Origin of the sequence: Microbacterium sp. BH-3-3-3, from assembly GCF_007679045.1 — a bacterium.
GTDB lineage: Bacteria > Actinomycetota > Actinomycetes > Actinomycetales > Microbacteriaceae > Microbacterium > Microbacterium algihabitans.
In genome coordinates this window covers 195,104-215,140 of sequence record NZ_VEFS01000004.1, presented here as the reverse complement: position 1 = coordinate 215,140, position 20,037 = coordinate 195,104, and the positions used below count along the sequence as shown (strand labels likewise).

General features: G+C 71.2%; 18 protein-coding genes. 3 read left to right on the top strand and 15 right to left on the bottom strand.

Annotation, left to right across the window (positions count from 1 at the left end; genetic code table 11):
• Positions 1 to 19 precede the first annotated feature (19 nt).
• The 9 genes from FS769_RS13320 to FS769_RS13280 all read right to left on the bottom strand — a co-directional run bounded on the left by FS769_RS13320 (position 20) and on the right by FS769_RS13280 (position 11,053).
• Positions 20 to 856 carry a hypothetical protein gene (locus tag FS769_RS13320; protein WP_144834189.1) on the bottom strand — a complete coding sequence of 279 codons (837 nt, stop codon included), beginning with the start codon at positions 854 to 856 and terminating at the stop codon, positions 20 to 22.
• On the bottom strand, positions 853 to 1,518 hold the full coding sequence (locus FS769_RS13315) for a response regulator transcription factor (protein ID WP_144834187.1): 666 nt from the start codon (positions 1,516 to 1,518) through the stop codon (positions 853 to 855). Before FS769_RS13315 ends, FS769_RS13320 begins: the two co-directional genes overlap by 4 nt.
• On the bottom strand, positions 1,506 to 2,822 hold the full coding sequence (locus FS769_RS13310) for a histidine kinase (protein WP_144834185.1): 1,317 nt from the start codon (positions 2,820 to 2,822) through the stop codon (positions 1,506 to 1,508). The genes FS769_RS13315 and FS769_RS13310 overlap by 13 nt, the downstream gene beginning before the upstream one ends.
• An 85-nt stretch (positions 2,823 to 2,907) precedes the next feature.
• Positions 2,908 to 4,080, bottom strand: coding sequence for a substrate-binding domain-containing protein (locus tag FS769_RS13305; RefSeq protein WP_144834183.1), 1,173 nt, complete (start codon positions 4,078 to 4,080; stop codon positions 2,908 to 2,910).
• An 86-nt stretch (positions 4,081 to 4,166) separates the two neighbouring features.
• Complete coding sequence (mmsB, locus tag FS769_RS13300) at positions 4,167 to 5,432, bottom strand: multiple monosaccharide ABC transporter permease (protein WP_260979762.1); 1,266 nt, start codon at positions 5,430 to 5,432, stop codon at positions 4,167 to 4,169.
• The gene (gene mmsA / locus FS769_RS13295; protein WP_144834331.1) at positions 5,419 to 6,945 is read right to left on the bottom strand and encodes a multiple monosaccharide ABC transporter ATP-binding protein; all 1,527 of its coding nucleotides are present in this window, start codon (positions 6,943 to 6,945) and stop codon (positions 5,419 to 5,421) included. The genes mmsB and mmsA overlap by 14 nt, the downstream gene beginning before the upstream one ends.
• 162 nt (positions 6,946 to 7,107) lie before the next feature.
• Positions 7,108 to 8,211, bottom strand: a complete 1,104-nt coding sequence (gene chvE / locus FS769_RS13290; protein WP_144834330.1) for a multiple monosaccharide ABC transporter substrate-binding protein — start codon at positions 8,209 to 8,211, stop codon at positions 7,108 to 7,110.
• A 316-nt stretch (positions 8,212 to 8,527) separates the two neighbouring features.
• Entirely contained in the window at positions 8,528 to 9,553 is a 1,026-nt protein-coding gene (locus tag FS769_RS13285; protein WP_144834181.1) for a LacI family DNA-binding transcriptional regulator, read from the bottom strand.
• A 177-nt stretch (positions 9,554 to 9,730) separates the two neighbouring features.
• On the bottom strand, positions 9,731 to 11,053 hold the full coding sequence (locus FS769_RS13280; RefSeq protein ID WP_144834179.1) for a M20/M25/M40 family metallo-hydrolase: 1,323 nt from the start codon (positions 11,051 to 11,053) through the stop codon (positions 9,731 to 9,733).
• Positions 11,054 to 11,134: 81 nt separating this feature from the next.
• On the opposite strand from FS769_RS13280, the gene FS769_RS13275 reads away from it, so the two are divergent.
• Both FS769_RS13275 and FS769_RS13270 read left to right on the top strand, forming a co-directional pair.
• Complete coding sequence (locus FS769_RS13275; RefSeq protein WP_144834177.1) at positions 11,135 to 12,118, top strand: Gfo/Idh/MocA family protein; 984 nt, start codon at positions 11,135 to 11,137, stop codon at positions 12,116 to 12,118.
• A gap of 47 nt (positions 12,119 to 12,165) precedes the next feature.
• Complete coding sequence (locus FS769_RS13270; RefSeq protein ID WP_144834176.1) at positions 12,166 to 13,026, top strand: NYN domain-containing protein; 861 nt, start codon at positions 12,166 to 12,168, stop codon at positions 13,024 to 13,026.
• 36 nt (positions 13,027 to 13,062) lie between these two features.
• Here the strand turns inward: FS769_RS13270 and FS769_RS13265 are convergent, their stop codons facing one another.
• Both FS769_RS13265 and FS769_RS13260 read right to left on the bottom strand, forming a co-directional pair.
• Entirely contained in the window at positions 13,063 to 13,689 is a 627-nt protein-coding gene (locus tag FS769_RS13265) for a hypothetical protein (protein WP_144834175.1), read from the bottom strand.
• Positions 13,690 to 13,693: 4 nt separating this feature from the next.
• Positions 13,694 to 15,238 (bottom strand): ATP-dependent DNA ligase, encoded by a 1,545-nt coding sequence (locus FS769_RS13260; protein ID WP_144834173.1) that lies wholly within the window; start codon positions 15,236 to 15,238, stop codon positions 13,694 to 13,696.
• A gap of 182 nt (positions 15,239 to 15,420) precedes the next feature.
• On the opposite strand from FS769_RS13260, the gene FS769_RS13255 reads away from it, so the two are divergent.
• Positions 15,421 to 17,073, top strand: a complete 1,653-nt coding sequence (locus FS769_RS13255; protein ID WP_144834171.1) for an ATP-dependent DNA helicase RecQ — start codon at positions 15,421 to 15,423, stop codon at positions 17,071 to 17,073.
• Between the two features lie 55 nt (positions 17,074 to 17,128).
• Here the strand turns inward: FS769_RS13255 and FS769_RS13250 are convergent, their stop codons facing one another.
• The 4 genes from FS769_RS13250 to FS769_RS13235 form a co-directional block, all read right to left on the bottom strand.
• Positions 17,129 to 17,536, bottom strand: a complete 408-nt coding sequence (locus tag FS769_RS13250) for a hypothetical protein (protein WP_144834169.1) — start codon at positions 17,534 to 17,536, stop codon at positions 17,129 to 17,131.
• 38 nt (positions 17,537 to 17,574) lie between these two features.
• Positions 17,575 to 18,183 carry a DUF1349 domain-containing protein gene (locus tag FS769_RS13245; RefSeq protein ID WP_144834167.1) on the bottom strand — a complete coding sequence of 203 codons (609 nt, stop codon included), beginning with the start codon at positions 18,181 to 18,183 and terminating at the stop codon, positions 17,575 to 17,577.
• Between the two features lie 74 nt (positions 18,184 to 18,257).
• A complete protein-coding gene (locus tag FS769_RS13240; RefSeq protein ID WP_144834165.1) occupies positions 18,258 to 19,034 on the bottom strand; it encodes an LLM class flavin-dependent oxidoreductase in 777 nt (258 codons plus the stop codon).
• On the bottom strand, positions 19,031 to 19,912 hold the full coding sequence (locus tag FS769_RS13235) for an LLM class flavin-dependent oxidoreductase (protein ID WP_144834163.1): 882 nt from the start codon (positions 19,910 to 19,912) through the stop codon (positions 19,031 to 19,033). Before FS769_RS13235 ends, FS769_RS13240 begins: the two co-directional genes overlap by 4 nt.
• Positions 19,913 to 20,037: the final 125 nt, after the last annotated feature.

Here is a 20,037-nt window from a genome sequence, read left to right as displayed (position 1 = left end):
CCCTTCACGCGGGTGGCCCTCAGGAGTGCAGGCGCACCTGGCCCATCGTCGCCTGCACGTCGACGCGCGCCGTGGCGGAGGCGTCGGTGCGCAGCGCGTTGTCGACGCGGCCGAGGCCGTCGTCCACGTTCACGCGATAGTCGTCGTCGGGCAGGGTGATGTCGGCCGACCCGGCCGTCACGTCGACCTTCGTGCGGTCGGGGGTGAGGCCCCCGAGCTCGGCGGTGAGGTCGCCCCCGGCCACCTCGAACGACGCGGTCGACACGTCGTCGACCCGAGCCGTTGCAGCCCCGCCCGAGACCGACACGTCGAGCTCGGCCGCCGATCCGCGCAGCGTCGCCGCCCCGCCGGCGAGCTGCACCGACAGCGCGCCGAAGTCGCCGTCGAGGTCGAGCGACCCGCCCGTGACGTCGATGGAGGCGCGGATGCCGCTGCCCTCGAGCTCGCGCGGAAGGGTGAGCGTCGCGCGCGAGCCGGTGCCGACCCCCGCGAAGGGTCCCTCCGGCGACGACACGCGCAGCGTGTCTCTGCGGCGGTCGAACCTCCATCCGCGCGGCCCCTCGCGGTCGGCGTCGAGGCGGGCCTCGCTGACGTCGCCGTACGCGATGGTGAGGGCGCCCGCCGCCACGTCGATGTCGACGTCGGTCAGGCCCTCCACGCCGCTGTCGAGCACGGAGCTGTTCTCGCCCGTGTCGCGCAGCGAGACCACGGCCGACGCGCCGGTGCCGGCGAGAGTACCCAGCGCGATGCACGCGCCGACGGCGATGGTGACGACCGACACGGCGAAGGCGGCTCCCCGGCGAGGCGGCTGGGGCGAGGGATCGGGGGTCGGGGCGAGGGGGGTTTCGAGGGTCATAACGCAGCTCCGGTGGTGTCGTGGCCGAGGTGGACGAGCGCGGCGATCACGCGGCGGTTGCCTGTTTCGTCCTGCTCGAGGCCGAGCTTGGTGAAGATGGCGGTGATGTACTTCTCGACGCTGGCCTCCGACACGAACAGCGCGGCGGCGATCGCCTGGTTCGAGCGGCCTTCGGCGATGAGGGCGAGCACGCTGCGCTCGCGTTCGGTGAGGCTCTGCAGGCGCTCGTCGCGGCGGCGCCGGGTGAGCAGCTGCGCCACCACCTCGGGGTCGAGCACCGTGGCTCCGCCCGCGATCGAGGCGACCGCGGCGAGGAAGTCCTTGACGTCGGCGACGCGGTCTTTCAGCAGGTACCCGAGGGCGCCCTGGCCGTCGGCGATGAGGTCGCTCGCGTAGCGCTCTTCGACGTACTGCGACAGCACCAGCACGGCGAGACCCGGATGCCGGGACCGCAGCGCGATCGCCGCGCGGATGCCCTCGTCGGTCCAGGTCGGCGGCAGCCGCACGTCGAGGATGCACAGCTCCGGTGACGTGTCCGACACGGCCCGCTCGAGACCCTCGGCATCCGGGAGCGCCGCGACGACCTCGTGGCCGTCATCGGCGAGGAGGCGCACGAGCCCCTCGCGCAGCAGCACGGAATCTTCGCAGATCAGGACGCGCACGGGACGTTCACCTCCACCGTCGTCGGGCCGCCCTGCGGGCTGTCGATGCGCGCCGTGCCGCCGGCGGCGGTGACGCGGTTGACGATCCCGTCGAGGCCACCGCCGGGGACGATGCGCGCACCGCCCAATCCGTCGTCTTCGACGCGGGCCCAGAGCGAGCCGTCGTCGCGCACCCGCACGTGCACGCGGCAGGCCGTGGCCCGCGAGTGCTTGGCGGCGTTGGTGAGAGTCTCGGCGATCGCGAAGTACACCGCCGCCTCGGCGGCGCGACCGCAGCGGCGCGGGAGGCGCACGTCGAGGGTCACGGGGATGTGCGAGCGCGAGGCGAGGGCTGACAATGCGGCATCCAGCCCCCGATCCTCGAGTACCGAGGCGTGGATGCCGCGGGCCAGCTGCCGCAGTTCGGTGATGGCCGACTTCGTCGACGCGTGGGCCTCGGCGACCAGGGCTTTCGCGGCCTCGGGGTCGTCGTCGATCTTGGTCTGGGCCAGGCCCAGCGTCATGCCGATCGAGACGAGCCGCGGCTGGACGCCGTCGTGCAGGTCGCGTTCGATGCGGGTGCGCTCCACCTCGGCGGCGCGGACGGCGCCGGCCCGACGCGAGTCGGAGGTGCGGGCCTGTTCGACGAGCTGCGCCTCGCGTGAGGGCACGAAGATCGCCCGCGCGATGACGCCCTGCAGCAGGGCCAGGCCGATCACCGCGGCGGCACCGACGATCACCGCGAGGATGCCGACGACCGGAGCCGCGGCCCCCTCGAGCGGCACGATGCCGAGGAAGCGCCGGTTGGGCCAGCCGAACAGCGGGCTGACCGAGAGCGCCAGGCCCCAGGCGAGGCCTCCGAGCATCGTGATGGTCGCGAGCCCCAGCACGGTCGAGATCGCGAACGAGGCGACCGCGCGCCACTGCAGGGGGTCGATCGCCTGCAGCCAGATGGTGTGCAGCACGCCGCCGAAGCCGGGCTTGGGGCTGCGGCGCGGCCGCAACGGAGCGAGGCCGAAGGCGTACAGGCCCTCGAGGCGCGCCCGCTCGAACCACGCCAGGGCGAACAGCGCGTAGACGAACGCGACGAGCACGACGACGCCGATGAGCAGCGCCGCGAGCAGGCCGAATCCCGAGCTGAGCAGTCCGATGAGCCCCGCGAAGACGCCCGGGCCGACGATGCCGAGAGCGGCCAGTTGGGCGGCGGCGCCGGCGACGCGGGCGGGCGAGCCGATGCGCACGGGGCGCACGTCGGCCGCGGACGGCGGTGCGGGCGCGACCGGCGGGGTCGAGGGCGGAGGCGGAAGGACGGATGCCGTGGTCATGGGTTCCACGCTAGGGCGCAGCCCCGCGCTCGCACCGCCCGGGCAGCCCCCGAGCCGCATTCGGGAAAACCCGAATGATGCGCCCTCAGAGCTCGTCGGTCGAGATCCAGCCCGAGGAGATGAGTTCTTCGACGTCGTCGGGGCGCACGACACTCGGCGCGACGCCCTCGCCCGCCGCGGCGGGCGTCTCGCCGTCGAGCAGCGCCTGCACCGCGTCGGCGGTGGCGTCGACGAGGGCACGGGGGTCGGCGAAGATCGTCGCGTCGAGCACGTCGTCGCGCAGAGCCCGGACGGTCGCGGCGTCGGCCCCGGTGCCCACCACCAGCGGCGCCGGCGCCTCGGGGGTCGAGCTCGCGGTCGGGCGGGGGCTCGGACTCGGCGACTCCTCGGCGGGCGGATCGGTGGTCAGGGCCGTCACGACACCGCGGGTGACCGCATCGCCGAGGGTGAGCACGGCGGTGGGCGCATCGGCATCCGCGCGCAGGGCACGGAGACGCTTCTCGGCGGCGGCGGCCTGCGCCGCGGCGGTGTCCTCGTCGACGGCCGCGGCCTTGAGGCTTGCACCCGACACCAGCTGCACCGTACCCGCGGCGATCGCCGGCTGCAGCGCGTCGAGCGCCGCCGCGAACCGCTGCTCGTCCCACGGATCGGCCGACGACCCGGTGATCAGCGCGACGCGCGCGACGGTCGGGGTGGCGGGGGCGGATGCCGCGGGCGACGGCGCCTCGGACGGCGACGGCGACGGCTCCGTCGCGGCATCCGGAGCCACTTGCTCGGACCCTGATGACGGCAGGTCGGCGAGGAGCGCCTCAGCCTGAGCGCGGCCGAGCGCGGTCGGATCCGGCGCGAACGCGGCCGCCGCATCGACGCCCGCGAGCGAACGCCCGAACTCTACGACGGGGACGCCGTCGCCGTTCGCCACCTCGAGCGGAGCCGCCAGGTCGCCGGCCGCGACGGGAGCCACCACCACGGCATCCGCCCCCTTCGTCAGCATGTTCTGCACCTGGGAGCCCTGCGTGCGCGCATCGCCCGCGGCGAACTGCAGATCGACGGCGTATCCGCGCGCGACCAGCTCGGTCTTCAGCGCGTCGCCGCCCCGGCTCCACTGCGCATCGGCCTCGGTGGGCAGCGAGACGCCGATCACCCCGGCGCCGTCGTTCGACCCCTGGGTCTGCGCGCGCGACGACGTGCATCCCGTCAGCGCGACGGCGACCAGCGCGAGCGCGGCCGCGGCGCGGAGGATCGGACGACGTGGCATCCGTCCATCCTCTCCCACCGACGCGCCGCACACGCACGAACGCCCCGCCGCACGAGGCGACGGGGCGTTCGATGAAGAAGCGTGGATCAACCGCGCGTGCGGTTCTTGTTCCACACGTCGAAGGCCACGGCCAGAAGGAGCACGAGGCCCTTGATGAACTGCTGCACGTCGGTCGAGATGCCCATGAGCGACATGCCGTTGTTGAGGACACCCATGACCAGACCACCGGCGATCGCGCCGACCACGCGGCCGACACCACCCTGCACGGCCGCTCCGCCGATGAACGAGGCGGCGATCGCGTCGAGCTCGAAGAGGTTACCGGCGCCGGGACCGGCCGAGTTCAGGCGACCCGTGAACACGATGCCGGCGAGGGCCGCGAGCACGCCCATGTTCACGAACAGCATGAAGTCGACGCGGCGCGTGTTGATGCCCGACAGCTTCGCGGCGGTGCGGTTGCCACCGATCGCGTAGATGTGACGGCCAAACACGCTGCGGCTCATGACCGTCGAGTATCCGATGATCAGCAGCGCCAGCACGACGAGCACGATGGGCGTGCCGCGCGATCCGGGAGCCACACCCAGCAGGTAGGTGAGGTAGGCGATCAGGGCGCCGCCACCGATGACCTTGACCAGGAACGCAGTCATCGGGTCGTTCTGCAGCTCGAGGGCGGCGCGCTTCGCACGCTGACGCACCTGCGAGTAGACGAACAGCACCAGGGTCAGGGCGCCCAGGGCGACCGTGATCCACTCGGCGGGCGAGGACGACGCCGGGAACAGGTCGGGGAAGAGGTACCCGCCACCGAGGGCGCGGTACTCGGTCGGGAACGGCGTGATCTGCGTGTTGCCCAGGGTCATCTGTGTGAGACCGCGGAACAGCAGCATGCCCGCCAGGGTCACGATGAACGCGGGGATGCCGATATAGGCCACCCAGAAGCCCTGCCACATGCCGACCACGGCACCCAGCACCAGCGACAGCAGGATGCCGAGCCACCAGGGCAGGCCCCACTGCACGATGAGCACACCCGAGACCGCACCGACGAAGGCGGCGACCGAACCGACCGACAGGTCGATGTGGCCGGCGATGATGATCATCACCATGCCGATCGCGAGGATCAGGATGTAGCTGTTCTGGACGATGATGTTCGACACGTTGCCCGCGGTGAGCAGGCGCCCGCCGGTCAGTGCCTGGAACAGCAGCACGATGACGATGAGGGCGATGAAGATGCCGATCTCGCGCAGACGCGAGGTGAAGAACGTCACGAGGCTGCCGGCTCCCCCGGCTCCGCCTCCCACGGGACCGCGGGGCGTGCCGCCCGGGCCCGCCTGGGTCGCGGTGTTGTCAAGCGCTGACATGGTCGGCTTCCTTCTCCTTCGTCATGAGCACCATGAGGGCCTCCGGAGTGGCCTCTTCGATGGGCAGCTGGCCGGTGATGTGGCCTTCGCTGAGGGTGTAGATGCGGTCGCAGATGCCGAGGAGCTCGGGCAGCTCCGAAGAGATGACGAGCACCCCCTTCCCCTGCGCCGCGAGGGAGTTGATGATCGTGTAGATCTCGTACTTGGCGCCCACGTCGATGCCGCGGGTCGGCTCGTCGAGGATGAGCACCTCGGGGTCGGAGAAGAGCCACTGCGACAGCACGACCTTCTGCTGGTTGCCGCCCGAGAGCTTGCCCACGACCACGTCGACGCTGGGCGCCTTGATGTTCATCGACTTGCGGTAGCGGTTGGCGACCAGGTACTCCTCATCTCCGTCGACGAACCCGCCCTTGACGAGCTTGCGCATGCCCGCGAGCGAGATGTTGCGCTTGATCGTGTCGATCAGGTTGAGACCTGCACCCTTGCGGTCCTCGGTCACGTAGGCGAGACCGCTGCGGATGGCCGCGGGGACCGTCGAGGTGTCGGCCTTCTGACCGCGGATGTAGACGTTGCCCGAGATCTTCGAGCCGAAGCTCTTGCCGAACACGCTCATCGCGAGCTCGGTGCGACCGGCGCCCATCAGACCCGCGATGCCGACGACCTCGCCCGCGCGGACCGTGAGGTTCGCCTGGTGGATCACCGTGCGGTTGCCGTCGGTGGGGTGGCTGACGTTCCAGTCCTCGATGCGAAGGACCTCATCGCCGATCTCGACGTCGCGGTCGGGGTAGCGGTTCTCGAGCTCGCGACCGACCATCCCGCGGATGATGCGGTCTTCGCTGGTACCGCCGGTGGCCACATCGAGCGTCTCGATCGTACGACCGTCGCGGATGATGGTCACCTCGTCGGCGATCGCGCGGATCTCGTTGAGCTTGTGGCTGATGATGATGCACGTGATGTTCTGGCCGCGCAGGTGGCGGATCAGATCGAGCAGGTGCTCGGAGTCGTCGTCGTTCAGCGCCGCGGTGGGCTCGTCGAGGATGAGGAGCTTGACGTCCTTCGACAGGGCCTTGGCGATCTCGACGAGCTGCTGCTTGCCGACGCCGATCTCGTTGACGGGCACGTCGGGGCTGTCGCCCAGACCGACGCGCGCCAGCAGCTTCGCCGCCTCGCGGTTGGTGGCGTCCCAGTCGATGAGGCCGCGGTTCGTGATCTCGTTGCCGAGGAAGATGTTCTCGGCGATCGAGAGGTAGGGGCTCAGCGCGAGCTCCTGGTGGATGATGACGATGCCGGCCGCTTCGCTGTCGCGGATGTCTTTGAACTCGACGGTCTGCCCGTCGAAGACGATCTCGCCTCGGTAGTCGCCCGCGGGATACACACCGCTGAGCACCTTCATGAGGGTCGACTTGCCCGCGCCGTTCTCGCCGCAGATGGCGTGGACGGTACCGCGCTCGACGGTCAGCGACACGTCGGCCAACGCGATGACGCCGGGGAACTCCTTGGTGATCGAGCGCATCTCGAGGATGGTGCTCACGAGGTCCTCCTTGCAGAACCGGCTCGTGGCCGGTCGGGATGGTGGGGGGCGGGGGCGGATGCCGCAGACCCGCGGGAGCCTCCGCCGCGACCCTGTCGGGCCGCGGCGGAGGCGGGGTGGAGGAGCCGGAGCCCCTCCGAGGGATTACTTGAGGTCGTCCTCGGTGTAGTAACCGCTGTCGACGAGGACTTCCTTGTAGTTGTCCTTCGTGACGATCGTCGACTGCAGGAGGTACGAGGGAACGACCTTGACGCCGTTGTCGTACGTCTTGGTGTCGTTCGTCTCGGGGGTCTCACCCTTGCGGATGTCGTCGACCATGGTCACGGCCTGCTTCGCGAGCTCGCGCGTGTCCTTGAAGATCGTCGAGTACTGCTCACCGGCGATGATCGACTTGATCGAGCCGGCCTCGGCGTCCTGACCCGTGATGACGGGGAGGTCGCTGGCCGAGTAGCCGCCCGAGGTGAGGGCCGAGATGATGCCGATCGACAGACCGTCGTAGGGCGAGAGCACACCGTTGAGCTTGGTGCCGCCGATGACGGTGAGGATGTTCTCCATGCGCTTCTGCGCCGTCTCGGGCAGCCAGCGGAGGATGGCCGCCTGGCCGAACTCGGTCTGACCCGAGGGGACCACGAGCACGCCGGAGTCCATGTAGGGCTTCAGGGTGTCCATCGCGCCGTTCCAGAAGAACGTGGCGTTGTTGTCGTCGGGGCTACCGGCGAACAGCTCGACGTTGAAGGGGCCGGCGGCGCCGGTCTCCTTGCCCGAAGCGTCGAGGACGCCCAGGCCGGTCAGGAGCGAGGTGGCCTGCTGGACGCCGACCTTGTAGTTGTCGAACGTCGTGTAGTAGTCGACGTTCTCGGTGCCGTTGATGAGGCGGTCGTACGCGATGACGGGGATGTTCGCGTCCTTGGCCTGCTGCAGGACGTCGGTGAGCGTCGTGCCGTCGATCGAGGCGACGATCAGGGCCTTGGCGCCCGTGGTGATCATGTTCTCGATCTGCGAGACCTGGGTGGGGATGTCGTCGTTCGCGTACTGCAGGTCGACCTGGTAGCCGAGCTCCTCGAGCTGCGACTTGACGTTGTTGCCGTCGGCGATCCATCGCTCCGACTGCTGGGTCGGCATGGCCACACCGATGGTGCCGCCGGCCTCCTGCGAGTCTCCGCTGCTGGCGCCGGTACGGTCACCGGCGCAACCGGCGAGACCGATGCCGAGCGCGAGGACGCCCGCGCCCGCGATCGCCTTGAGCATGCTGTGCTTCTTCACTCTGGTTCCCTCCATTGGGTGGTTGTCGCGGCGTCTCCCCCTGGAGTCCACCGCGCAGTGCTGTCGGCGCACGTCGGGGCGCACGGGCGGCGGGGCGAAACGAGGCCGGTCGGCGACACGGCTCACCCGTGTCGTTCGAAACGTCTTCGTCTCGACGGATCCGCTCCGCAGCGAGTCCCGTCGGCCGTGTGACCCGGTCATGTGACCGTTCACATTGTGTGTGTGATGCTACATCGCGGTGAGCCAGGGATGTCAAGTCCCGGCGCGTCGCGGAGGCGTCCGTTGCCGAAACGTGACGAACTCAGCGCGAAGGCGGAGCGGTCGACGAACGAACGATGAGACGCAGATGATCGGGTTCCGAGGGCCCGACGGCATCCGACGACTCCCCCAACCTGGTCAGAAGATCGGTGATCGCGCGGGCGCCGATGCCCGCGAAGTCCTGGCGCACCGTCGTCAACGGCGGCCACAGGTGGGCGGATTCGGGCACGTCGTCGAACCCGACGACCGAGATGTCCTCGGGCACCGAGCGACCTATGGCCCGCACGGCATGCATCAACCCGAGCGCCATATGGTCGTTGCCTGCGAATACCGCCGTGGCGTCTTCGGTGCGCAACAGCTCGAGTCCCGCCTCGAAGCCGAACTGCGCGGTCCAGTCGCCCAGCACCGGCGGCCGCGGCGTCAGGTCGTTCGCGTCCATCTCGGCGAGATACCCGCGCATCCGGTGATCGGCCTCGACCCAGTCCCGGGGGCCGGCGATGTGCAGGATGCGCGAGTGCCCGAGCTCGATGAGATGGCGCACGGCGGCGCGGGCGCCCGCGGTCTGGTCGTTGTGCGAACTCGAGGTCCCCGTCGAGGCCACGATCTGCACCGGGACGGGGAGCTTCAGCTCATCGAGGATCGGCACCACGCGCGTCTGCGGGGCGACGGCGATCAGCCCCTCGACCGACTGCTGCATGAGGTGGTCGATCGAGGCGCGCACGTCGTCGGCGGCGCTCGTGGCCAGGTTGGTGAGGGTGAGTCGGTAGCCCGCTGCCCGAGCGACCGACTCGATCGCCTGCACCATCGCCGAGGTGCCGTGCGTGGTCATGCGCGGGCCGAGCACGCCGATCAGGCGCGACCGGTTCGTCGCCAATGCCCGGGCGGCCTGGTTGGGCACGAACTTCAGTTCGGCGATCGCCGAGCGCACCTTCGCGGCCGTCTCGGGCCGCAGCTGCGGGCTGTTGTTGATCACCCGCGAGACAGTCTGGTACGACACACCCGCGAGCCGCGCGACGTCGCGGATGCTGGGGGCCTTGCCCGTGGCATCCGGGGTCTCGGTGTCGCTCATGTCCGCCTCGTTGCGGGTCGCGCGCTGTTGCGTGACCGGTCACACGACAATAGCGGACCGCGCTCTGTTCGCTCGATCGCGAGTGGGGCGGGCCCGTTCGTCGCTCTTCGCCCGTTCGCCCTGCTGCTCAGCGCACCGCGCCGCGGCGGAGGCGCACCTCCGCCGCGGGCGCCCCCGTCACGACTCGAGGAGGGCTCGATAGAACCGGATGCCGCGGAGCCACACCTCGACGCGGATGCGTTCGTCGGGCGCGTGCAGAGCGTCGCGTTCGGCGCGCGTGAGGTGGAAGGGCGCGAAGCGGTACACCGCGTCGGTGAGACCCGTGTAGAACCGGCTGTCGCTGGCCCCCAACTGCAGATACGGCAACGGCACCACGTCGTCGCCGAGGGTCGCCGAGACCGTGCGCGAGAGGCGGCGCCACGCCTCGCCCCGCCACGGCGACACCGGAGAGGGATCGTTGCCCTGGCGCAGTTCGATGTCGACGAGCGGATCGGCCACCGCACGGCGCAGGTGCACCGAGACGTCGGCGAGCGTCTCCCCCGTCAGCAGGCGCACGTTCACGCTCGCGCGGGCGGTGGTGGCCAGCACGTTCTCGCCCGCCGAGCCCTCGAGCCGCGTCACCACGGCCGTCGTGCGCACGAGGGCGTTCGTCTCGGGTCCGAGGTGCGCGAGGGCGGCCGTCACCAGCGGGGCCGACACCGCGGTGCGGCGGAAGAGCGTCGCCAGCGGCTCGTCGGTGTGGGCCGCCGCGGTGCCGAGCATCGCCCGCACCGGAGCGGTCAGGCGCCGCGGGAACGGCCGTCGACGGAGGCGGTCGATCGCGCGGGCGAGCCGAGCGGTGGCGGGCAGGCGCGGCGGGGTCGAGGCATGTCCTCCGGCTTCGCGGGTGACGAGGTCGAAGGTCGCGACCCCGCGCTCGGCAACGCCGATCATCGCGGTCGGAGCGGCGACCCCGGGCACGGCACCCTCGACGACGGCGCCCCCCTCGTCGAGCACGAGAGCGGGGGCGACCCCGCGTTCGGCCAGCTCCGCGGCCATGGCCCGAGCCCCGGTGCCGTGGGTCTCCTCGTCATGGCCGAACGCGAGCCACACGTCGGTGCGCGGGGTCACCCCGTCGGCGAGCGCCTGCTCGACCGCCTCGAGGATCGCCACCAGGGCCCCCTTGTCGTCGATCGCACCGCGGGCGTGGATCTCGGCATCCGGACCTTCCCCCACCACCTCGGCGGCGAAGGGCGGATGCCGCCAGGGCTGGCCGTCGATCGGTACGACGTCCTGGTGCGCGAGCAGCAGGAGTGGAGCCTCGGGGCTGTCGCCGCGCCAGCGGTACAGCAACGAGCGGCCGGCCACGACTTCGCGCTCGAGGCGTTCGTGGACCAGCGGGTACAGGCGAGCGAGTGCTGCGTGGAAGCGTTCGAAGGCGTCGTCGTCGACCTCGGCGGGATCGACGCGCGAGACGGTGGGGATCGACAGCAACTCGCGGAAGCGCTCGACGGGCGTCATGACCCGAGCCTAGAGGCGACTCGTATGCGCATCCCGGCTCGATCGACCGCGATGTCGGTGGGCGCCGATACGGTGGAACCCATGACCGGACTGCACTGGGGCATCCTCGCAACGGGCGGCATCGCGCACGCCTTCACCTCCGACCTGCGTACCGCGGGCCTCGACGTCGCCGCCGTCGGCTCGCGCAGCCTCGACAACGCGCGCGCCTTCGCCGAGAAGTACGACATCCCGCACGCGCACGGCTCGTACGAAGAGCTCGTCGCCGACCCCGACGTCGACATCGTCTACATCGCGACCCCGCACCCCGGTCACGTCGACAACGCCCTGCTGGCCCTCGAGCACGGGAAGCACGTGCTCGTCGAGAAGCCCTTCACCCTCAATCAGGCCGAGGCCGCGGCCATCCGCGACGCGGCCGCAGCGAAGGGGCTGCTCGCGATGGAGGCCATGTGGACGCGGTACCTGCCGCACATGGTGCGCATCCGCGAGATCATCGCCGCCGGCACCCTCGGTGAGCTGCGCGTGGTGTCGGCCGATCACACGCAGAAGATCTCGACCGACCCCGCCCACCGCCTCAACGACCTCGCCCTCGGCGGCGGAGCGCTTCTCGACCTGGGCATCTACCCCCTCTCGTTCGCCGTCGACGTGTTGGGCCTGCCCGAGCGCATCACCGCCGTCGCCCGCCTGTCCGACGCGGGCAGCGACGCCGAGGTCGCCACCGCGATGGTGCACCCCGGCGGAACCGTCTCGACCACCGTGTCGTCGTCGCGCGGCGCCGGCGCGAACACCGCGCAGATCGTCGGCACCGAAGCCCGCATCGAGATCGACCGCGTCTGGTACACCCCCACCTCGTTCCGCGTGACGCTGCCTTCGAACGAGGTCGCCGAGGAGTACACGAGCGAGGTCGAGGGCCGCGGTATGCAGTACCAGGCGCTGGCCGCCGAGCGCCTCGTCGCCGCCGGGGTCGGATCCAACGACATCCTGCCCATCGACGAGACCGTCGCGATCATGGGCGTCCTCGACGAGGTGCGCCGGCAGATCGGCGTCGTCTACCCCACCGAGCGCTGAGCCCGCGAGGCGTTCCGCAACCGTTCGCGACCGACCAGACTGGACCCATGCCCGATACGCAGACCGCCCGCGTCGCCGTCTACCTCGACTTCGACAACATCGTGATGTCGTGGTACGACCGCGTCCACGGGCGAAACGCCTACTCGCGCGATCGGCAGAAGATCGCCGAGAACCCCCTCGACCCCGAGATCGCGGAGCGCCTCACCAAGGCGACCATCGATGTGGGAGCCGTCATCGACTACGCGGCCTCGTTCGGCACCCTGGTTCTCACGCGCGCCTACGCCGACTGGTCGTCGCCGGTCAACGCGGAGTACCGCTCGCAGCTGGTCGCCCGCGCGGTCGATCTCGTGCAGCTCTTCCCCGCGGCGGCATATGCCAAGAACGGCGCCGACATCCGCCTCGCCGTGGATGCCGTCGAAGACATGTTCCGCCTGCCCGATCTCACGCACGTCGTGATCGTCGCGGGCGACAGCGACTACGTCCCGCTCGCCCAGCGGTGCAAGCGCCTCGGCCGTTACGTCGTGGGCGTGGGAGTGGCGGGGTCGACCGCGAAGTCGCTGGCCGCGGCCTGCGACCGCTTCGACGCGTACGACTCGCTGCCGGGCATTCCGAAGCTCTCCGAGACGAAGAAAGACAGCACCCCCTCGCGCCCGCGCGCCCGCAAGCGCTCGAAAGACCCCGCCGTCGACCTTCTCGATCGCGCGATGCAGCTCGAGGCCGAGCGCGCCGACGGCGAGTGGCTGCACGCCTCCGCGGTGAAAGACCTCATGAAGCGGCTCGACCCCTCGTTCAGCGAGAAGGCACTCGGGTTCCGCAGCTTCTCGGACTTCCTCAAGGCGCAGACGGATCATGTCGAGGTCGACGAGGAGTCGAACGTCGTGCAGGTCAAGGCGCTGACGCGCGGCTGACCTGCCGTTGTTGCGCTGACGTTCGCGGTCGGTGGGTCAGCGGCGCTCGGCGCCGGGGGCCACGTGCGCCAGCACGCGCTCCCACACGGTCGTCAGAGTGACATGGTTGTTGACCGAGGTGATCTCGGCATCCGGAACGACTTCGGCCTCGGCTGACCGCATGCGTTCGACGTACCAGTTCGCGTCGGCGACGTCGGCCGGGCCGTCGCCCCCGACGACCACCAGCACCTCGGCGGCGAGGTCGTCGAGCAACGGCGTGCGGAGGTCGCGGCTGAGCGGATCGTTGGGACTGGGCACACCGACGATCGCGAGGCGGTCGACGACCTCCCCCAGAGCCGCGGCGAGGTAGATCGCGATGGCCCCGGCCGATCGCTCTCCGACGAGGCCCACGGTGACGCCCGGTGCTTCACGGGCGACGAGTTCGCGCAGCGCCTCGACGGTCAGCCCGGCGGGCGTCTGGCCGCCGAAGACCGGCGGGTCTTCGAGCTCGGGGGCGTCGAGCCCGACCGCCACCACCCGCACGTCGAATCCCGAGGTGACGCTCGCATCGGGATCGGTCGTGGACACGTCGCCGGTGCGCAGGACGAACACGGCGCGCGGTGCGCCCGGCGTTCCGAAACTGCGGTAGCCGAGCTCGCCGTCGAGCCAAGGCGCCAGACTCATCGCGTCATCCCTCCGTCGCAGCGCCGCCGCCGGGCAGCAGCGCGCGAAGCGTGTCGATCGTGTCGGCCTCGGCCGCGGTCTTGTCCGAACGGTAGGTCTTCACGCGGGCGAAGCGCAGCGCCACGCCGCCGGGGTAGCGCACGGATCGCTGTACGCCGTCGATCGCGATCTCGACGACGGTGTCGGGGACGACGCGGATGCCACCGGGAACCTCCCCCGTCTCGCGCTCGCTGAAGTGCGCGGTCTGCCAGATCAGCAGCTCGTCGGTCAGCCCCTTGAAGGTCTTGCCGACCATGACGAATCCGCCGGGATCGCCGAAGACGCCGTCGGGATCGCGTGCCCCCAGGTGGAGGTTCGAGAACCAGCCCGCGCGGCGGCCGGAGCCGCGTTCGACCCCCAGCACGACGAGGTCGAACATGTGCACGGGCTTGACCTTCAGCCAGCTCTTGCCGCGGCGGCCGGCCGTGTACGCGGCATCCAGCCCCTTCACCATGACGCCTTCGTGGCCTGCGGAGAGCGCATCGCGGGCGAACGTCTCGGCCTGCTCGGCGTCGTCGGTGAGGATCGCCGGGATGCGCCATTCGGCGGCGATCCGCTCGAGCTCATCGAGGCGTGCGGACAGGGGCTCGTCGACGAGGTCGCGGCCGTCGACGTGGAGGATGTCGAAGAACCACGGACGCAACGCGATGGCCCGCGCGGTCTCGGCGCCGAAGCGCGCCATGGTGTCTTGGAAGGGACGCGGCCCGCCGTCTTCGTCGAGCGAGAGGGTCTCGCCGTCGAGGATCACGTCGTCGACGGGCAGCGAGAGCGCGGCCTCGACGATCTCGGGCACCCGGTGCGTGACGTCGGCGAGAGTGCGGGTGAACACGCGCACAGCGTCGCCGTGGCGGTGCACCTGAACGCGGGCACCGTCGAGCTTGTACTCGACTGAGGCGCGCCCCGCGACCTCGAGCGCCTCGCGGACCGAGGTCGCCGTCGAGGCGAGCATCGGCTGCACGCCGCGCAGCACGATGAGTCCCACCGCGGCCAGGTCGTCGTCGCTCCCGGTCAGAGCGACGCGGGCCGTGGCTCCGAGATCGCCCGAGAGCATCGCGGCCCGTCGTACGGCCGTGCCGTCGCGGTCGGCGGCTCGGGCGACGGCATCCAGCAGCACGCCTTCGAGGGCGCCGGTGCGCAGCTCGCCCGTCATGATGCGGATGAGCAGGTTCCACTCCCCCGCCGTCGCGCGCTGGGCGAGCTCGTCGAGGAGGCTCGTGCGTGCCGCCGCGGAGCCCGACCCGCCGATCCCGGTGAGGCGCGAGAACGTCTCGTCGACATCGGCGACCGTCAGCGACGGGGTCTCGGCGTGCTCCCCGCCGCGCGCCGAGAGGGTGCGCCAGCCGACGCCGAGTCGCCCCTGTCGGGGGGATGCCGTGAGCAGCCCGATCGCGGGCTCGATCTCGTCGGGCGCGAGGCCGCGGAGCACCGTGGCGAGAGCCTCGATCTTGGCGAGGCGCGAACGCGTGTTCGTCACCGCCGCGAGGGCCGTCTCGATCTCTACGAAGAGCATGGCGGCATCCTGTCAGCACCCTCCGACGTCGATGACGCGGTTGCGTCAGCGCCCCTCGAATGCCTAGGGGCCGACCTTCTGTCGGGGCGCGGAGCTGATCACACGTCGGTGCGGCTCGCAACCCCCGCGGCAATGTCGGAGGTCTGAGGTGTGCTGGGGACCTCCCCCAGGAATGAGGCCTTGTGAACGCTCCCGCCACTCTCGAACAGTCCGCCCGCACCGCCCGCGAGGTCTTCGGGTGGGACGACCTGCTCCCGGGTCAAGCGGAGGCGATCGATGCGGTCATCGGCGGGCGCGACACCCTCGTGGTCTTCCCCACCGGCGCGGGCAAGTCGGCGGTGTACCAGATCGCCGGCTGCGAGTTGGGCGGGGTCACCGTCGTGATCTCGCCGCTGCTGGCCCTGCAGCGCGATCAGATCGACTCGATCGATGCCGCTCCCGACGCTCCGGCGGCGGTCGCCCTGAACTCGCGGACCAGCGCGGCGGGCAAGAAGCGCGCGTGGGCCGCGATCGAGGGCCCCGATGCGGTCTACGCGTTCCTCGCTCCCGAGCAGCTCGCGAACACCGAGGTGTTCGACCGGCTCGCGAAGGCCGACGTACGCCTGGTCGTCGTCGACGAGGCGCACTGCGTGTCGGCGTGGGGGCACGACTTCCGGCCCGACTACGCGCGCATCGGCGACGCCGTGGAGGCGCTGGGGCATCCCCCGATCCTGGCCCTGACGGCCACGGCATCCGCCCCCGTCCGCGACGACATCGTGGCGAGCCTCGGCATGCGCGAACCGCACCTCGAGGTCCGCGGAATGGACCGCCCCGAGATCCACATGGCGGTGCGCCGCCACGAGCACGACCTCGACAAGCGCCGCGCGGTGCTCGCCGATGTTCAGGATGCCGGCGGCCCGGCGCTGCTGTACGTGGCGACGCGCAAGGCAACCGACGCCTACGCCGACGAGCTCGTCGCCCTCGGAGTGCGCGCGGCGCCCTATCACGGGGCGATGGCGCAGAAGCGACGCGACGAGGTGCACGCGGCCTGGAGCGCGGGGGAGCTCGACGTGGTCGTGGCCACCTCGGCGTTCGGAATGGGCGTCGACAAGTCCGACGTGCGTCTGGTCGTGCACGCCGACGTCACCGAGTCGCTCGACTCGTACGCCCAGGAGATCGGTCGGGCGGCGCGCGACGGGCAGCCCGCCCGCGCGATCCTGCACTACCGCTCCGAGGACTTCTCGCTGCGCTCCTTCTTCGCCGGTGGGCACAGCAAGCGCGCCGACGTGGCCGGGGTGTGGGACGCCTTGGGCCGCGCGAAGACGCCGTTGCGGGCGAAGGCCATCGCCGAGGAGTCCGGCCGGTCGGTCCGCGCGATCGGACGCGTGCTGAACCAGCTCGTCACCTGCGGCTTCGCCGTCTCCGGCCCCGACGGGGTGTCGGCGGCGAAGAAGGCTTCCGCGGGAGACGCGGTCGCGGCCGTGCGCGAGCGCGATGAGGCGGAAGAGCGCATCCGCGCCTCGCGCATCGAGATCATGCGCGGCTACGCCGAGACCTCGCACTGTCGCCGCCGCGCGCTTCTCGAGTACTTCGGGGTCGAGACGCCGGATGAGTGCGGGTCGTGCGATCGCTGCGGCACCGGAACCACCGTGACCCCGAACGACGCCGAGCCCGCAGAGGCGGATGCCGACGGCATCCGGATCGACTCGACCGTGCAGCACGGCGAGTTCGGTGTCGGCACGGTCATGGGGATCGAGGCCGACCGGCTGACCGTGTTCTTCCCCGAGCATGGCTACAAGGTGCTCGCGCGCGCGGCCTTCGAAAGCGGCGTCATGGAGCTCGGCGCAGCGGCGTAATCGCGCGGCGGGCGGAACACGCGCGGGCGGGGGCGTTGGCGTCAGCGCTCGCGGGTCAGCGCTCGCGCGTCGCCCACCACGCCCACGCCACGAGCGGCACCTGCAGGAACAGGCGGAGGAACCGCGCGCGGTCGGTCTGCAGGCCGGGCGCCGCGCGGCCGGTGCGCCACTGGTGCACGTTGCCCGGGAACACCGCGACGAAGAACGCCGCGATCGCCGCGCCGATGCGCGACCTCTCGCGGGGCAGAGCGACGAGAGCGACGCCGAGGATCACCTCGACGGCTCCGGATGCCACGACGATGGCGTCTTTGTCGGTGCGCAGCAGTCGCGTGGCCCAGCCCGGGACGACGATCCGATAGCCCCGGCGGCCCCAGGTCACGTGGCTCACCCCCGCCCCGACCAGGAGGGCGGCGAGAGCTCCGCGGGCGACGGAGCGGACGGTGAGGCCTCGGCGGTGCGGCATCCGCCCAGTCTTCCACCGCCACCGGGGGTGGGGGTCCGTCAGCTCAGATCGCGAAGATCTGCGAGCGAGGTCCGCGCGTACGCGATCTCATCGAACACCGCCGTGGCCCCGTCACCGAGGGGCGCCTGCGCGAGGAACCCGATCGATACGGCGGCGGCGGCCACGTCGAGGCGGAAAAGCCGCACGAAATCCCAGGCGACCCCGTCGCGCGAGAAATGGAAAGCGAAAGCGGGCCCCGTCCGAGCGACGCGAAGGTACACCGCATCCGCGTCGAGGAGCGGGCCGTTCGCGTCGTCGGAAAATGCGTTCGTGACGACGCTGACGACCATCGCGGCACTCTGCGGCGAATACTCGTTGCAGAGCTTCGCCCAACGATCGGGCCCGGCCCACACGGCAAGGGCCCCGGCGTCGAAAGTGGAGCGAGCACCGAGTACCCGCACCCGGGCCGACAGCACGAAATCGCCGTCGGGTGCGGAGAAGGCCAGCGCGGTCGCAGCGTGCTGCGCAGGGCCTCCGGTCGCGTCGTTGGTCCAGTCAACCCCGGCGCGAGCCGTGAGCTGAAGAGTCGCGGCGTCTTCGTCGTACGAGACGATGCCCTCGGTTCCGGTCCAGAACAGGGGCGGGAGTCCGGGAAGCGACGGCGTCATGAGTCGCACACTATCGGGCCGGTCTCGCCGGCGTCGCCCGCCCGCCCTCGCCGGCGTCGCCGCCCGCCCTCGCCTCAGCCCGGCGTCGGAGCCGTGCGCCGCACGAACTCGAGGTAGGCCTCGACCGTGTCGTCGGGAACGATCGCGCGCAGCACGACCTCGTCGGCCGCCCCGGTGTAGGCGTCGAGGGCGTCGTCGAGCCCGGAGGCGTCGCGGATCGTCGTGTCGATGGCATCCACCCCCATCCGTTCGAAGTTCGCGGCGTAGTTGGGGAACGAGGCGTACCGGGCGGTCTCTTCGTCGAGGCGTTCGCGCGCCGCGGCGGCGATCGCCGTGCGCACGTAGACCGCCACGTGCGTCGCGGGAGCGAGGGAGTGGAGTTCGCTCGCCTGCTGTGCCGCCTCGACGGGCGGCACCCAGTTCAGCAGCACGCCCTCGGCGAGTTCCACCGCGGTACGGCGCATTTTGGGCCCGAGGGCTCCGACCAGCACGCGTTCGATGCCCGCATCGTGCAGCTGCTCGACGGCCTCGCGGACGCGGGCGAGGGCTCCTTGGCGGGCCATGCCCGAGCCGATGCCGATTGTGAGCCGGTCGAGCGGGAGGCCCAGCGACGACACCTCCACCGCGATCTCGGAGGCCGGTCGACGGTCGACGGGCACGACGCCCGTGGCCAGCCGTAGCCGGTCGGTGACACGGGCCGCGGCGGCGAGCGCCGCGAGGGCGTCGCCGTCGGGAGTGTCGTTGACCCACAGGGTGTGGAAGCCGGCTGTTTCGACGGCGGGGGCGATCGCCGCGATCGCGTCGGGCCCGAGCGACCCCGCGACGCCGAGCGAGACGACACCGCGAGTCATGAGACGCCTCCCGCGTCGGGGACGGCGACCGCGACCTGGCCGACCGCCGAGAAGAAGGCAGCGAGATCGACGTCGTCGGTCGGCAGGAGCACGACGTCGTCGACTCCCGCAGCCTGGAAGCGGGCGACGCCCTCAGCGACTTCGGACACGGAGCCCGCGAGCACACGATCGGCGGCGTCTTCGCGGTCGGCGAGCACGGCGGTGGCGCGCTCGCGCGCGTCGGGACCGAACGCGGTGAGCACGTAGGCGACGATGTCGGCGCGGCCCTGGCGACCCGCTCCCGCCCGCGCGTCGTTCACGGTGCGCACCGCCGCTGCGATCTCGTCGACCGTGTGCCGGCTGTCGAGCACGACGCCGTCGGCCACCGCCCCCGCCAGCGCCAGCGTCTTCGGGCCCTCGGCTGCCGCATAGACGAGCGGAGCCTGGGCGGGCGGCCAATCGAGCGCGACGTCGCGAAGCTTCACGTACCGCCCCTCGGTGCTGACCGTTTCTCCGGCCAACAGAGCGCGCAGCGCCGGGAGTTGCTCTTGCATGAGCGTCAGCGGCGAGGCCGCCTTCGCCCCCACCTGGCGCATCCAGTCCTGCACCCCGTGGCCGAAACCAGGAAGGAGTCGTCCGGGGAACATGCGCTCGATCGTCGCGACCTCCATCGCCGAGGCGGCGACGTTGCGAAGCGGGAGCGGTGCGATGCCCACGCCGATGCGCAGATGGTCGGTGACGGCGAGCGCCGCGGCAGCGGCCGCCCACGCCGACGAGCGGAAGCAGTCCTCCCACAGCCACAGTTCCTCGACCCCGGCGTCTTCTGCCGCTCGCGCGGCGTCGCGCAGCTCTTCGGGCGGGTGCGGGTACGGGCTGAAGATCGTGCCGATACGACTCATGCTCCTACTCTGCCTCGAACCTCCGACATCCGGGCAGGGGGGGCGCAGGGCACCGCCCGCGTTCCGCCGTCCCGCGGACCGGACCCCCGACACGCCGCACAGGGCCCACCGGATCACGGCGCGCC

Excerpts from the sequence above, each read along its gene's own strand:
- FS769_RS13320 (WP_144834189.1), bottom strand. The coding sequence starts at position 856 with ATGACCCTCGAAACCCCCCTCGCCCCGACCCCCGATCCCTCGCCCCAG.
- FS769_RS13310 (WP_144834185.1), bottom strand. The coding sequence starts at position 2,822 with ATGACCACGGCATCCGTCCTTCCGCCTCCGCCCTCGACCCCGCCGGTC.
- FS769_RS13305 (WP_144834183.1), bottom strand. The coding sequence starts at position 4,080 with ATGCCACGTCGTCCGATCCTCCGCGCCGCGGCCGCGCTCGCGCTGGTC.
- mmsB (WP_260979762.1), bottom strand. The coding sequence starts at position 5,432 with ATGTCAGCGCTTGACAACACCGCGACCCAGGCGGGCCCGGGCGGCACG.
- mmsA (WP_144834331.1), bottom strand. The coding sequence starts at position 6,945 with ATGCGCTCGATCACCAAGGAGTTCCCCGGCGTCATCGCGTTGGCCGAC.
- chvE (WP_144834330.1), bottom strand. The coding sequence starts at position 8,211 with ATGCTCAAGGCGATCGCGGGCGCGGGCGTCCTCGCGCTCGGCATCGGT.
- FS769_RS13285 (WP_144834181.1), bottom strand. The coding sequence starts at position 9,553 with ATGAGCGACACCGAGACCCCGGATGCCACGGGCAAGGCCCCCAGCATC.
- FS769_RS13280 (WP_144834179.1), bottom strand. The coding sequence starts at position 11,053 with ATGACGCCCGTCGAGCGCTTCCGCGAGTTGCTGTCGATCCCCACCGTC.
- FS769_RS13275 (WP_144834177.1), top strand. The coding sequence starts at position 11,135 with ATGACCGGACTGCACTGGGGCATCCTCGCAACGGGCGGCATCGCGCAC.
- FS769_RS13270 (WP_144834176.1), top strand. The coding sequence starts at position 12,166 with ATGCCCGATACGCAGACCGCCCGCGTCGCCGTCTACCTCGACTTCGAC.
- FS769_RS13265 (WP_144834175.1), bottom strand. The coding sequence starts at position 13,689 with ATGAGTCTGGCGCCTTGGCTCGACGGCGAGCTCGGCTACCGCAGTTTC.
- FS769_RS13260 (WP_144834173.1), bottom strand. The coding sequence starts at position 15,238 with ATGCTCTTCGTAGAGATCGAGACGGCCCTCGCGGCGGTGACGAACACG.
- FS769_RS13250 (WP_144834169.1), bottom strand. The coding sequence starts at position 17,536 with ATGCCGCACCGCCGAGGCCTCACCGTCCGCTCCGTCGCCCGCGGAGCT.
- FS769_RS13245 (WP_144834167.1), bottom strand. The coding sequence starts at position 18,183 with ATGACGCCGTCGCTTCCCGGACTCCCGCCCCTGTTCTGGACCGGAACC.
- FS769_RS13240 (WP_144834165.1), bottom strand. The coding sequence starts at position 19,034 with ATGACTCGCGGTGTCGTCTCGCTCGGCGTCGCGGGGTCGCTCGGGCCC.
- FS769_RS13235 (WP_144834163.1), bottom strand. The coding sequence starts at position 19,912 with ATGAGTCGTATCGGCACGATCTTCAGCCCGTACCCGCACCCGCCCGAA.